The organism is Adhaeribacter sp. (assembly GCF_057359045.1).
On the sequence record NZ_JBMQUD010000078.1, the window covers coordinates 18,432 to 32,143 of the forward strand.

8 protein-coding genes are annotated in these 13,712 nt (G+C 45.8%); 3 read left to right on the plus strand and 5 right to left on the minus strand.

What is annotated here, in order from left to right; genetic code table 11:
- Positions 1-3 precede the first annotated feature (3 nt).
- Positions 4-1,026 (plus strand): FAD:protein FMN transferase, encoded by a 1,023-nt coding sequence (locus tag ACO1R6_RS12295; protein ID WP_486265137.1) that lies wholly within the window; start codon positions 4-6, stop codon positions 1,024-1,026.
- Between the two features lie 21 nt (positions 1,027-1,047).
- Here the strand turns inward: ACO1R6_RS12295 and ACO1R6_RS12300 are convergent, their stop codons facing one another.
- From ACO1R6_RS12300 to ACO1R6_RS12310, 3 genes are all read right to left on the minus strand, one after another.
- Complete coding sequence (locus ACO1R6_RS12300; protein WP_486265139.1) at positions 1,048-6,873, minus strand: alpha-2-macroglobulin family protein; 5,826 nt, start codon at positions 6,871-6,873, stop codon at positions 1,048-1,050.
- Between the two features lie 248 nt (positions 6,874-7,121).
- Positions 7,122-7,628 carry a hypothetical protein gene (locus ACO1R6_RS12305; protein WP_486265140.1) on the minus strand — a complete coding sequence of 169 codons (507 nt, stop codon included), beginning with the start codon at positions 7,626-7,628 and terminating at the stop codon, positions 7,122-7,124.
- Positions 7,629-7,824: 196 nt separating this feature from the next.
- Positions 7,825-8,427: a histidine phosphatase family protein gene (locus ACO1R6_RS12310; RefSeq protein ID WP_486265142.1), complete on the minus strand. Its 603-nt coding sequence runs from the start codon at positions 8,425-8,427 to the stop codon at positions 7,825-7,827.
- Positions 8,428-9,006: 579 nt separating this feature from the next.
- Between ACO1R6_RS12310 and ACO1R6_RS12315 the strand changes: the two genes are divergently transcribed.
- A complete protein-coding gene (locus ACO1R6_RS12315) occupies positions 9,007-10,116 on the plus strand; it encodes a polysaccharide pyruvyl transferase family protein (RefSeq protein ID WP_486265144.1) in 1,110 nt (369 codons plus the stop codon).
- Positions 10,113-11,501 (plus strand): Coenzyme F420 hydrogenase/dehydrogenase, beta subunit C-terminal domain, encoded by a 1,389-nt coding sequence (locus tag ACO1R6_RS12320; protein WP_486265145.1) that lies wholly within the window; start codon positions 10,113-10,115, stop codon positions 11,499-11,501. Before ACO1R6_RS12315 ends, ACO1R6_RS12320 begins: the two co-directional genes overlap by 4 nt.
- A gap of 311 nt (positions 11,502-11,812) precedes the next feature.
- Here ACO1R6_RS12320 and ACO1R6_RS12325 read toward each other — a convergent pair whose 3' ends face one another.
- Positions 11,813-12,745, minus strand: coding sequence for a glycosyltransferase family 9 protein (locus tag ACO1R6_RS12325; RefSeq protein WP_486265147.1), 933 nt, complete (start codon positions 12,743-12,745; stop codon positions 11,813-11,815).
- A gap of 59 nt (positions 12,746-12,804) precedes the next feature.
- Positions 12,805-13,692: a hypothetical protein gene (locus ACO1R6_RS12330; protein WP_486265148.1), complete on the minus strand. Its 888-nt coding sequence runs from the start codon at positions 13,690-13,692 to the stop codon at positions 12,805-12,807.
- Positions 13,693-13,712 lie beyond the last annotated feature (20 nt).

Genomic DNA, 13,712 nt, shown 5'->3' on the forward strand with positions numbered 1-13,712 from the left:
ATATTGAAGTTTCCTCTACTTTTTGTTCTTCTACTTTCGTTTTTCCCGCTCTTTGCCGGGGGCGGCACACCCCAACGCTATGCGTACGCCCAGCCCCACATGGGCACTACCTTCCGGATTATATTATATGCTGATAATGAAGAAACCGCCAATAATGCAGCCAATGCCGCGTTTAGCCGTGTAGCCGAATTAAACCAGATTTTAAGTGATTACCTCCCCCATAGCGAACTTAGCCGCTTATCGGCTACGGCCGGTACCGGACAGGTAGTTAAACTAAGCCCGGATTTGTGGTACCTCCTGCACAAGTCGTTGCAAATTTCGGCGGCAACCAACAGCGCTTTTGATGTTACCGTGGGCCCGCTGGTGCAGTTGTGGCGTCGCGCGCGGCGCCAGCACGAACTTCCACCAGCAGCGGCGCTGGCAGCAGCCAAGGCGGCAGTGGGCTACCAACATGTACAGCTCGATCTCAAGAACCACACCGCCCAATTATTGGTACCGGGTATGCAACTAGATATGGGCGCTATTGGCAAGGGCTACGCCGTAGACGAAGCCATGAAAGTTTTAAAAAGCTATAAAATAAAATCGGCTTTAATAGATGGCGGCGGCAATATTCTGGTTAGCCAAGCCCCGCCCGGGGGCCAGGGTTGGGGAATAGAGCTTTTACCGGCTACCGGCACCAACCTAAACCAGAGTTTAAAAATAAAATTAAAGAACCGGGGCGTAGCTACCTCCGGCGATTTGTACCAATATGTAGAGATAAATGGTTTGCGTTACTCCCATATTCTTAACCCGTTTACCGGTTTAGGCCTTACCGACCGTAGCCGGGTTAGTATTATTGCTAAAAACGCTACCGTTGCCGATTGGCTCTCTACTTCCCTGAGCGTATTAGACTCAGCCGCCGGACAAGCCTTATTAAAAAAAGAAAAGAAGGCCGCCGCGTTTATTCAGAAAGCCAGTGAGCCCACTCCGATTGAATGGCGATTTGGTAAGCATAAAAAATATACCCGGCAGAAGTTACTGCTCTAGCGCAAGGCATTATGTAACTACTTACTTTACCAAAACCTGTTTTATGTCGGTGCGGCCAAAAAAAGTAGGGAAATACATGAGTTCTGCTTTAGCTGGGTTTAGGGTATACGAGCCGGAATATCGGGGCAGGAGTTTTACCTTATACGTGTATTTCCCTTTGGGCAATTGGTCGCAAAAGATGTTTACTTTGTTTTTATAATACTCCCGGTGTACTTCGTATGCTTCGCTTCCTGCTTTTGCCTCATAAGAACAACTGGCCGGAATAGGTACAGTAATCATTACATACTCGGCATCGGCTTTTACTTCTACCGCTACCACCATTTCTACCGGGGTACCGGCTTTAAAAATTGCGTTTTTGCCTAACCCAGTAAAGGCGCTACTTACAACAAAATCTTTTTTAACCGCCAGCGGTGTTGGGTTCCAGGTTGTTTGGTAAGCTGTTAAATAAACCGGAAACTTACCACTCTTTTTTACCAGCAACGGTGTAGTCCCTGCAAAAGTAGTATCGATACGGTATTCTTTGGCCGTAAAGTTTAAAGGTCCGGCAAAATGCAAATTATTTTCCGGCAGCCCGGTTCTATCTGTAGCGTTTTCCAACAAATCAGGTAATAAAACTTCCAGGATTCTGGCCGATTCGTACGTATTGCGCCAATGGCCGGCGCGGCGTTCGCTAAGCAGGTAAGTTCTTATGCGATTTAAATTTTTCTCTTGATTGCCAGCCGTTTTTAAAATTTGATAGGCCAGCAAGGTATTTGAAATATGGTTGTTAAATAAGCTATTTTTTTCCTTGCCCAGGTAAATGCCACCCAACGTAGTTTGTTGCTGATATTTCTGAATGGTATCTAACTGCACCGGCAATTTAAGTTGCTGCCGCATACGTGTTATGCGCAGTTGCTCTTCCAGGTTAAGTTTAACTTTTTTTTCCAGGTTACTTAAATAGCGGTTATAATCTACTTTGGCTTGTAAAAGGTACAAGGTTTCCAGGGCAGTTAACTTATCGTAATAATTCCCTTTTTCTAAAACGTAAACCAGGTAATCAATTAATTTCTGCTCCTGATGTTGCACCGGGTACCTGGCATTCCTGGCCATCACTAAAGCTTCGGTTACGTGGCCCGAAATCCAGGTGTACGCGGGTCCGTTTTGCCACCAAGTCCAGGCACCCTCTTTTAATTGGGCTTTTTCTAAATGGTGGATTAGTTTTTTAATCAACAGATCATGCGCAAACGGCTGCCCTAATTTTACACGAATTTGTTTTTCCAGTAGCAAACCTTTTAGTTTAGACGCCGCCTGCTCGGTACACCAATAGGGATACTGATGCAGGTAATTTATTTCGTCGAGCATTACCTGTAATAAATCACTTTGGGTTTGCAGCCTAACCGGGCCTTTTGTTGGATCAAAATGCAGGGTAAAGGTGGTGTCGGAAGTGAGCGCCAGAAACTGCCCGATATTTTCTTCTACTCCTTTGGGGTAAATCTGCACATACCGCCTTTCGCCGTCTTCCATTCCATTTTGCTGTTTTAAGCTAAAGAGTACTGCTAAAGAATCTGTAGCCGCAGCCGTAGGAGCCGTTATCTGTAGGGTATCGGTAAAACTTCTTTGCAGCGCTTTATTTCTTACTTTTAGGGGCTTACCGGCCAGCTCAAATTTAGTAGTTACGGTAGTAGAATCGGTTAAATAATTTAAAGCCTGGCCAACAACCTGTGTCTGGTCGCCTTCTACCAAAAACCGCGGCAGGTGCAGGGTAGCCATAACAGCCTTAAAGGCTTTTATCTGGGTATTAAAAAAGCCACTATTTTTTTTATAATCTACTGCTATTACAGAGGTATTCCATTGGGTAATATCATCAGGGAAGGTAGCTTTAAAACTGGCCTCTCCTTTATGATCGGTCAGAAGGCGTGGTTGCCAGAAAGCATAATCCGAAAAATTATTCCGGATAGTATTAGCCGACGCGAACAAGGATTCCGAAGCTAAAGACTTACCATTTTTAGTGGTAATAATAATTACTCCGGCAGCTCCAGCCGCACCGTATAAGGCGGTGGCGGCAGCGCCTTTTAAGGTTTTCGTCGATAATATTCCGGCCAAGGCCGATAGCTCGCCGCTGTATAGCATACCATCAACTATCACCAGCGGCCTGGCATCCTCGGCTTTTACACTGTTTAGGCCCCGTATATTTACCCCGGCCACACGTCCTTGCAATACGGTAGAAGTAGAAGCGGTCAGGCTCATTTTCTTTTGAACGCCATAGCCTACCACCACTTCCTGAAGCATTTTAGCATCGGGGGCGAGCTTTATAGTAACAAAATCGCGTTTATTTATATTTACTTCGGTGTTAATATAACCAATAAAACTAACTTCCAGTACGCCTTCGCTGGGTACATATAGTTTAAAACCGCCGCCAGAATCTGTATGGGTGCCAATTTTAGTTCCCTTTACCTGCACCGTTACCCCCGGCAAAGCCTCTCCTCCCGCAGCATCGGTTACCACACCAGTAACCAAATGGTTGTATAACTCCGAGCCATCGGTAAAAATGAAAGGTATTTCTCTGGCCGTTTGGAGTTGCTGTTGCTGCTTCTGCACCTTATCTTTATCTGCTTTTTTAAGCTGGGCTATTTTTTTATTTATTACCTGCAACAGGTACTTATTTGGGCTGGTTGGTGCTGCAACATCGGGCATATTAAAGAACACCTGCGTTTGGTTATTTGCCTTTACTCTTACAGGTTTGGTAGCAAAACTGCCATTCTTAAAGCTTAAGGTTAAAATGTAGTTGGCCGGTTGGAGGTTATATAAAACAGTGCTTTCCGGCGCATAAATCAAAAGCGAATCGGGATAATCAGCTGGCTGTAAAAGCACCAGGTTTACCGGTTCTTTAACAGCTGGTGTTAAACGCCAGCCTACTTTACCCGTACTTTGCGGGTGGGAAGGAATATTATTAACCGCGTATAACCGGGCCAGCCATTGTTTATATTGTGCGGCTTCCCAATCTTTCTGAATTTTCTGATCGGTTAGTACCTCCTGCTGCAACAATGCGGCCTGTGGCCCCCAATGGTTGTACAAAGAAAGTGTAATTGGTTTTGCCGGGAGTTTCCATTCTTTCATTTTAAGCAAATCGGGCGCAAAAGAATAAAGGTAACCTGGCTCTAACCGGAAGTTAGTTGTAAAACTATTGAAGCGAACATACTGCAACCAGTCCGGACTAAAAGGCCCGGCGGTAATTATTTGGGTATGTTTGGGAGTGTAATAGCTTAGCCGTTCAGGCCGGTTTTTCTGCAGTAACTGAATTCGGTTGCCCTGTTGTAAGTAAGCCGGAGCATCGTTGGTATTTTGTTCTACCTGGAGCAAATAGCGGGAAATAGTATTTTGCTCGTAAGGGCTTAACCGGCCTTTTTCTGCGGCTTTCGCCAACAAATTATTCTGGTCGGTAATATCCACGCTAATAATAAGTTTATGCTGGTGTTGCAGGTATAAACTATCGAGGGTAATTAATTTATCGGCGGTGCGTAATTTAATCGTATGGAAACCACTATCGGCGGCAAAAGCGTAAGCGGGCAAAACATCTGTCCAGGAAACGTAAACCGGCACTTCATCTAGGTATACCACATGTACCGGCACTACTTTGCCGGCTTTTACTACAAACGGCGACACCTGCGTTATCTTGTTTTGGGTAAGGCTATATTCTTTAAACGTACCGCCTGAGGGGTACAAAAAGTTGTAAAAAGTAATACTATCCAGTCCCATCCGACGAGGCCAGTAAGCGCCATCTAATGAAGTTTTACCGCTTAGGCTATTATCTTCTTTTAAAAGCTTGCGGTAAGGCTTTTGCTTTTTATACTTATCCCAGCCCGGTATACTGGGAATAACCTGATTTTTAAATTTAGAGGTAATAGCATACGCTGTTAAATCTACGTTGGGTACTGGTTTGCCGGCGGCATTTTTGACCGCCACTTTCAGGTTAGCGGTTTGGCCCGGGTAAATTACGGCCGGTGCCTCCAGGTTTATGGTTAATAAATGCTTACGTAGAGGAACATCCTGGTTTAACTGGTGCACTTCGCCGGCCCAAAGGTACTGTACGTTTACAAAGTAAGGCTGCTCTGTTGTAGCCGGTTTTTGCAAAGTAAAATAAGATTCTCTCCCGCTACCACTGGCTACTAATTTTTCGCCGCGGTAAACATAATACCAGTACAGCAGCCGCCGCGGATTCTGGAGTGCAAAGGTCACCGAATCAGGCGTACGTGCTGCATCAAGCGAGATCAAAGCTTCTTTTTCCGATAAATCCAGATCAGCGGTCAAATCTCCAGCCGTAACATCGTAACCCGCAGCATAAGGGTTTAAAGGTACCCGCGCCGGCAATGCTAGTTTAAGTGAGCCAAAATCATCATAATCAGGAGTAAACGCTGTTAATTTTGCCAACTTTGGTTTTTCCTGGCCATTTTCCAGGTACTGCACCCACAAACTATCTTGCAGCAAGGTTAACTTTAAATGGCTTTCCTGATAAATATAACTCCCATTTATACTTTGGGTGCTGCGTTCGTTGCTGGCGTCCAGGAAAGTTGCCTTTACAGTATAATCTAGCGAGGCTTTTGGAAAAACCGAGGCCGGAATATTAATGGTAGTTGCACCTACGGCATCTAAAGGTTGCTGATGCACCCACAACGTATCGGGTACAAACAAGACCGGCTCCGTGCTTAACCCAACCTTCCGGGTAATTACGGCTACCTCCACGCGGGCATTCAGCAAATTTAAACCACTAGCATTGGTGCCCCGCACCATTAAGCTATTCTCTTGCCCCCAAACGTGTTCTTTCTGCTTTAAGGTCAGGCTATAGTCGTTTTCCTTTAGTTCGTAATCTTCAAAAGAGAAAGTACCATTAACATAAGTATGCGAACGTTTGCCGGGTTTGCGCAAACTCAACGTGTACGTGCGGTCGAGTTGTAGTTTTAAGCTATCATTTAAAACAAAATAGCCCGCGTAAGCTCCGCTCCTAAAAGGCTGCACGGTATCTATATTTTTTAGCTTGCCATAATTATTTAATTGCAGCAGTGCATTGCCCCGTACTGGTTTGCCATTATTTTTTAAAATTAAAGCTTTGTATTTAACGGTATCGCCGGGCTGGTATTTAGGTTTATTAGTAACCAGGAAACTTGGGTATAGATGCATCCGGTTTTTGCGATATTGGCTGCTAAATAAAGAAAACAAACTTCTGATATACCCTTGGGGGTGGTGCCATTTAATGGTACGGTAAGAATCATAAAAAGGCCGCCAGATATAACTTACCGGCGGTAGCCAGACCATCTTTTTTATAAAACTGGTCTGGGCAGTATAATTATCTTCAGTTTCTAAATATTCAAATAAAGTAAAATTCTTGTGCTGTACGGCAAGCAAACCTTTTTTAGGCGCTTTGTTAAACCGGTAAGTTTGGGTAAGCGGCTCAAAGCGGGCTTTCTTGTTTCTGAGTTGTACCTGGGCATCAGTAACCAGGTTGCCCAGCGTGTCGTGTACCAAAATGTCTAAACCGGGCTTGGCGACTAATATTTTAGTAGATAGAGCCGAGTAAGTTTGGAGCTTATAATCTAAATCCGGGCCGTTGCTGTGCACAAACAAGTAGTGACCCTGGGGTAATATTTTATTATAATTTGTGTTTACCGCAAAAGAATCGATAAGGGTGTGGAAGAAAGTTTGGTTTACTACAAAAGGTCCTTTAGCATTTATTTGCCGGGCTTCCTGGGTATTTACCTGAAAAATATAGGTATAATGGCTTCGTTGCTTAGATCTGGCTAATTTACTTTGAGCCCGACCGCTATAAGTCAGGAAAAAGAATAAAGTGCAGCAAAAAACATATTTATTCAGCATAGCCGGACCGAGAATTTATAAATTCACAAAATACTATATTATTTATTTTAAGCCTAAACCGGCACTATTATCTTAGCTAAAATGCTGCCTTTGGGGTCAGAATAAATTTAAAGTACTTATAGGGCGGGCAAGGCTATTATTTTAGTTAAGGCAATTACCAGCAAACCGGTAAATATGGGTTAAGCTCAATTGAGAAAGTTTGTTTTAACCGGCTAAATATTACCTCTTACAGGAGCAATAGAAAATATTTATTCCTGCGCAGTTAAGATATTTAAAAACAGCTCATCTGCCTGCCAACTGTACCGCATAAAACTGGTAACGGCTTGCTGCGTAACTTCTATTTTTCTAATCAATCTTATATCGGCCAGGAACAGCTCCGGGTTAATGAGCCTGTTATCTACCAGTACTTTTAAATGCCGGTTTTCGGCCGGAACTTTAAAATAATCCAACACCTCGGGTAGCCTGAAAAGCGGAACCGGTTCTTTTAATTTGGCTATTACAATGCCTTGCCGGCCTTTATCGCCGAAAGGTACTAATGCCAGCGAGTCGGTGTACCTGGCTAATATTTGCAGGTTCTCTGGCCGGATGATCAAAGAATTGATGTTGGTTTCTAAATGGCCAATTAAAAGTAAAGGCTGCTTTACCGAAATAATCCCGATTATTGTTTTTGGAACCGGAGAAAAGGCTCCGGGCTGACTAAAAACAAAGTGGCTACAGGCCGTTAGCAAGCACACCAGCAAGAAAATATTTTTCATGGAATACTTCTCTTAAAGTCTTATACCAGCCAGATGCCGTTTACCCAAAAATTACATAAATCTTTATTAGATATTTCTCATTAATTTTTAAAAGGCTCTAGTAAAAAATAGTATTACCGGCCAGATTCTGCCGGATGGCTACTCTTTTGCGCTTCTTGTAAATAATTGCCGGTAAGAAATGGCTCTGCGGCTGCGGTTAAATAAGTAGCTTACCGGTATAATTAATTTGCAATATTTGGGCAGTTTCGTCGTAAAACTGAATAATGCTTACCGATGCCGGGCTAATTTCGAGGCGCTGGAACAGGTCGAGGTGAATACCGGCATAATAAGCTACGGCTGCTTTTATTAAATCAGAATGGCTGACTACGGCTATGGTTTCGTTTGGATGTTGCCGATATAATTGCTGAAGCCCCGCCACAATCCGGGCCTGCGCTTCCAGCATAAGTTCGCCGCCGGGTACCCGGGTGCTGCTTCTAAACGAGTTAAAAAGCTTAAATTCAGGTTCGTTTTGCAAGTCGGCGAATGCGCGGTTGGTCCAATCACCAAAATCCATTTCCAGAAAATTATTGTTAATAATTGGTTGTAGTTGCAGTTGTTCTGCCAATGGTTGGGCCGTTTGGAGCGCCCGTTCTAACGGACTGCTATAAATAGCCGCAATAGGTAAACCAGCCATTTGGTGGGCCAACTGTTGGGCCTGCTCCTGCCCTGCGGCGTTTAAAGGTACTCCCGGCGTTCGCCCGGAAAGGTGTTTGCCTACCGCGTCGGTGGTGGCGTGGCGTATAAGTAAAAACTTGGTCATGTAATTTTCTTCTAAATATTATTAGTTTAAAAATAGAACGGGGTTTAACAGCATACTTAAAAAGCTGTTAAACCACCGTAGGCGTTCATATTATTACCGCCCGTTATTTGCTATACCTGTTTGGCTTACCCGTAAAAACATTCCGCAAGAGCCGCTGGTAACTTTTTAAAAATACAAATGAGGTTCTGATAATTGCACCGGAAATACACGCTGCTAAATGCTTTCATTTAACAGAGCCCTTTAACGGTATAGCAATCGCTTGCGTTTCTCTTCAGGTCGTCACTTTTGGTAAATGCGCACTTCAGGGCTTCGGCAAATAATTTCCCGGTTAAATCAGAAATATAAAAATTTTAGATAATATGTCGTTTCTCTAAAATATAAATCATTACAAAACAACTATTTAATCCTTTAAAAAGGAATTTTAGTGGGCAGAAACAGTAGAACAAAGTAGAACCTAAACCGGGCTTATCCCGTTGGCAGAAACCACCTTTAAGTTCTTTTGGTGAACCTTAAAAATATTATGGTTGGCCAACAAATGTACTTAAGCAAAATATTTATCTAAATAAATTAAGAGATACTTTGGAGCACATAAATAAACCAAACAGTTTAAAGATTGGGGTTTTAACATTTCACCGTTGTATTAACTACGGAAGTTATTGGCAGGCGCGCTGTTTAACCGAAGGGCTGCAGGCCCGCGGGCACCAGGCTGTTATCCTGGATCACGATTCGGAACGGGTAAATAAAGTAGAATGGACCTGTGCTTTCCAGCCGGTGCTGCCCACGCCCGTACCCAAATCAGACTATCCGCTTTACCGCGAAAAAATCTTAAAATTTTTCCGCACGTTTAAAACGTTACCCCTTTCGAAGCGCTTCGCATTAGAAGAGCCGGCCGAAATGGAACCCTACGATGTGGTGGTGGTAGGTAGCGATGAGGTCTGGAATTTATCGCACCCGTGGTTTGGTGGCTGTTCTATTTTTTACGGCGATGGTCTCAAAGCCAAAAAGCTAATTTCATACGCGGCCAGTTTTGGCAATTACGATGCCAACTGGGGGCTGGAGCCTGCCTGGGCCGAAAAGCTGCGGCAGTTTGATATGATTTCGGTACGCGACGAAAACTCCCAAAATATTATTAAAAATGCGCTGGGCTTCCAGCCCGAAATGGTGCTGGATCCTTGTTTACAATTTCCGGTTATGCCCGATGCCCGTTCCCTCGACCATTTACCCAAAGCTTACATGGCCGTTTACGGGCATAACTTTACCGCTGCCTTTGCCCGCGAAATCAGGCAGTATGCGCAGGCAAATAATTTGCCGCTTATTAGCATTGGGTACCGCAACGACTGGGCCGATGAACAATGGCTAACCGCCGATCCGCATGATTTTGCCCATTTTATGGCTAAAGCCCAGGCTGTAGCTACCAACTTTTTTCATGGTTGTGTGTTTGCCCTGCGCAACGCCAAACCCTTTGTGTGCGAAACCACGCCTTACCGGCGGTATAAACTCCAGGGTTTAATGGCCAAAATAGGCGGCGAAAAACATTTATTACCCGAAGACACGCCTACAGCGGTTTACACGGCCCGATTAAGCGAGCCGCTAGAGCCAGGTATTTTACAAAAAATCGAAGCGCTGCGCCAGACTTCGCAAATTTATTTAGATCGCGCAGTAACCACCAAAACACTAGAATCGGCATGAGCAAGCTGCTAAGTCCTAAAGATATTGTTGGGTCGGGGTTGTGTATTGGTTGTGGTAGTTGCGTGGCACAAGCCAACTTGCCGGCTACCCAAATGGCGTTTGATGCTTACGGCCAACTAAAGCCCCAAGGCCCTTCGGATTGGTTTCGCCAGCCCTCGGCCGGCTTTACCCGTACCTGCCCTTTTTCGCCGGAAACCCAGAACGAAGACCAAATTGCGGCCAGGCTTTTTCCTGCACCTGAACAGCGCGATAAAGCTTTAGGCAGCTTTCAGGCGGCGTATGTGGGCCACGTGGGCGAAGAAGATTTCCGGATGCAGGGCAGCTCTGGGGGCATGGTTACCTGGGTAGCTACCGAATTACTGCGCCAGGGCTTAATTGATGGTGTAGCCCACGTAGTTGCCACCCAGGATCCGCAAGCCGATGGCCGGTATTTCCGTTACCGCATAGCCCGCACCGAACAAGAAATCCGGGAAGGTGCCAAATCGCGTTATTACCCCATTGAGTTATCGCAAATTTTGCAAACCATTCGGGAAGTGCCGGGCCGTTACGCCGTAGTAGGTATTCCGTGTTTTATTAAAGCCGTGCACCTGCTGCGCCAGGAAGACCCGCTTTTCCGGGAACGCATTCAATTTACCTTGGGGCTGTTTTGCGGCCACATGAAAAGTGCCCGGTTTGTACAAAGCTTTGCCTGGCAAATGCAAGTGCCTGATAACCAGATTTCGCGGGTAGAATACCGCCAGAAAGACCCTAACCGCCCCGCTAACTGGTATAATGCCCAACTAACCATGCGCGACGGCAGCCAGGTTAACCGCGATTGGTGGCACCTGGCCGACGGCGATTGGGGTGCCGGCTTTTACATGAACTCCGCTTGTAACTATTGCGATGATGTAGTGGCCGAAACATCAGATATTTCTTTTGGCGATGCCTGGGTAGAACCTTATTCGTCGGACGGACGCGGAACCAACGTGGTGGTGGTACGATCGCCGCTGGTACAACAATTGGTGGACAATGCCATTCAGGCCGGCCGGTTACAATTACAGGAAGTAGACAGCAAATTTGTAGAGCAAACGCAAGCCGCTGGTTTCCGGCAACGCCGCGAAGGCTTAGCTTACCGGCTTACGTGGGCTAAAAGCGGCGTAAAGCCCCGCAAACGCGTAGCACCCGATGCCCAAACAATTACCCGGCAACGCAAACTTATTTACCGGATGCGGAATTTTATTACCGCCGGCAGTCATCGGGTTTTTAGGCTGGCCCGGCAATTACAAAAGCCGGCGCTTTACCTGACCTGGGCCCGCTTGGTAGCGGCCATTTACCATGGTTTGGCTTACCACCAAGGCAAAGTAAGTGAAATGCGAAAACGTTTAACCCAACTAAAAGGTGGTTAGAAAAAAAGTATTGGGAAAGGTCTGGTCTGGCCCAGTACATCTTTTTAAGTCGCTAAATACTGGGGTAAAGAGATAAAAATTATATAACTCATTAAGTAATAAATGCCTCTTAAAACGTGTTTTACCCTGGTGCGTTTGCCGCAAATTCCAGTACGGACTGTATTAAAATAAGACAGTTATATGCTTAAATAATGGCTATCGCCGGCTAAGCCCCTGCGATAGCCATTAAAATATTTGTTTCGGTTATAACCATCAGCATAAGCTATTTACCAGATGTTAACAGGTAAGAGCATGCCGGTTATCGCAAATCATTATTTTGTTTCTAAGGGTTTACGCCATTCTTTTAATTCGGCAATCACCTGGAAAATAACGCCGGCCCAATCGTCGGGCTGCGTTTGCCGGAACAACCGCATGGTTGGGTACCAGGGGCTGTCGGATCGGTTATCCAGCCAACGCCAATCGGCTTGGGCGTGTAGTAACGTCCAGACCGGTACCCCCAACGCACCCGCTAAATGTGCCGGCATAGAATCAACCGTAATTAATAAATCCAAGCCTTTTACCACCTGTGCGTATTCTGCTAAACTAAATTCGCCGGGGTTTATCCCAAACCCTTCGTGCCAGCCTGCCGCTGTGGCATTGGCCTGCAGTATGTAAAGCTGAATATTTGCCAGTTCTGCTAACGGAGCCAGCACCGCAAAAGGAATAGAGCGCCGTTGGTCCCAATCGCCGGCTTGCCAAACCAACCCTACCGCCAATTTTTCTTTACCGGTAGCCAAAGGCTTGGGTACCACGTGCAAATAAGGTATTTGCACCGGAATGGTTTCGAGGGTGGTCCGGAAATAATGCGGTACCTCCATTACTTCTATATCTGCCTCGTAGCTTACATCGGGGGAGCCGTCGTGCAAAGGCAATATTTGGTCTATACCGGCTACGGTTTGTAAAAGCGGCAACAAAGGCGGCTGCGCCCATACCATTACTTCCGGGCAAATAGCTTTTAGCAGCGGCGCGTACCGGATAAACTGAATGGTATCGCCGAGCCCATGGTAACAGCGTACCAGCACGCGCTTACCGGTTAGTGGGGTTCCTTCCCAGATATATTGCAAATGACGCGGCCAATGCCAGCACGGTTTACCAGCGCGGGCTTGTACATCCGCATCGGTAATTTTCCAGGCTTCGGCAAAGTTTCCGCGCCGCATGTGGTACATCCACCCATTAACAGGTTCTTCGGGCATATCAGCACTCATACAGTACTTAGGCGGCGTAATATTGGGTTGGTGATAGTTGGGTAAATTTATACATTTAGTTATCTGGCGTAACGGCGCATCATGGTTACACAAAAGTCGGCAAACTCTTCTATGTTTTGTGGCGGACTGGTGTGGTGCGGCTGAATACCTTTAGACTCGGGGGTAAAGCAAAACGTTACGGTTAAATCAAATTCCTCCAGCTTTTTCATGACGTGGTCAAACCATTTATCGGCGTCGGGGCGCAGCCAATCGGCCCAGCTCAGGCCGGTACGCAACCGTTTCACGCCCAATTTGCGCAACCAATCTACGGCCTGATCGAGCCGGTGATCTTCAAAATGAAACCACTGGCAAATGCCAAACTCAGGTGTATAATCCGAAAAGTGCTTTAAAGCCAGCTTGGGCGTGCCATCTTCGCGTAATAAGCCCATGTGAAAATGCCGGTAGTACGAGGAACCTTCGGCTTCGCGGTGGCGGGTGGTAGCTTCCCAGGTGTGGGGCAAATCGTAAAGGCTGTACCAATGCGCCCGTTCTACCCGGCCCAATAATAATTCGGCGGTGCGGCGCAAGCCAAATTCCTGCACTTCTTCGGCCCCAAAACTCGAAATCCCTACTTCGGTAACCCACACCGGCAAATTGGTAACAGCTTCGATCTCAGCAATTTTTTCCGGCCATTCATGAATCGACCATAAGTTCCAGTCGAGCGGAAAACCGTGTACAGCCACGGCATTTAAATCGTCAAGAGCGCCTTGTTTTTGTAAAGTTTTAATAAAATGCGGGTCGATGGGTGATATACCGCCGAGTACCCGCAAAATACCCGGATTTTCGGCTTTAACAGCAGCGGCAGCCATTTTAACCATAGCTGCGTAAATTTGCCATTCCGGGTCAATTTCAAAAGCCCAATGCGATTTGTTATTCGGTTCGTTCCAAAACTTAACTGCTTCAATCATATTTTAGGAGTGTATGTATT

Bases quoted from the DNA above. Each gene is read 5' to 3' on its own strand.
- ACO1R6_RS12300 (WP_486265139.1), bottom strand. From the start codon at position 6,873: ATGCTGAATAAATATGTTTTTTGCTGCACTTTATTCTTTTTCCTGACT.
- ACO1R6_RS12305 (WP_486265140.1), bottom strand. From the start codon at position 7,628: ATGAAAAATATTTTCTTGCTGGTGTGCTTGCTAACGGCCTGTAGCCAC.
- ACO1R6_RS12310 (WP_486265142.1), bottom strand. From the start codon at position 8,427: ATGACCAAGTTTTTACTTATACGCCACGCCACCACCGACGCGGTAGGC.
- ACO1R6_RS12320 (WP_486265145.1), top strand. From the start codon at position 10,113: ATGAGCAAGCTGCTAAGTCCTAAAGATATTGTTGGGTCGGGGTTGTGT.
- ACO1R6_RS12325 (WP_486265147.1), bottom strand. From the start codon at position 12,745: ATGAGTGCTGATATGCCCGAAGAACCTGTTAATGGGTGGATGTACCAC.
- ACO1R6_RS12330 (WP_486265148.1), bottom strand. From the start codon at position 13,692: ATGATTGAAGCAGTTAAGTTTTGGAACGAACCGAATAACAAATCGCAT.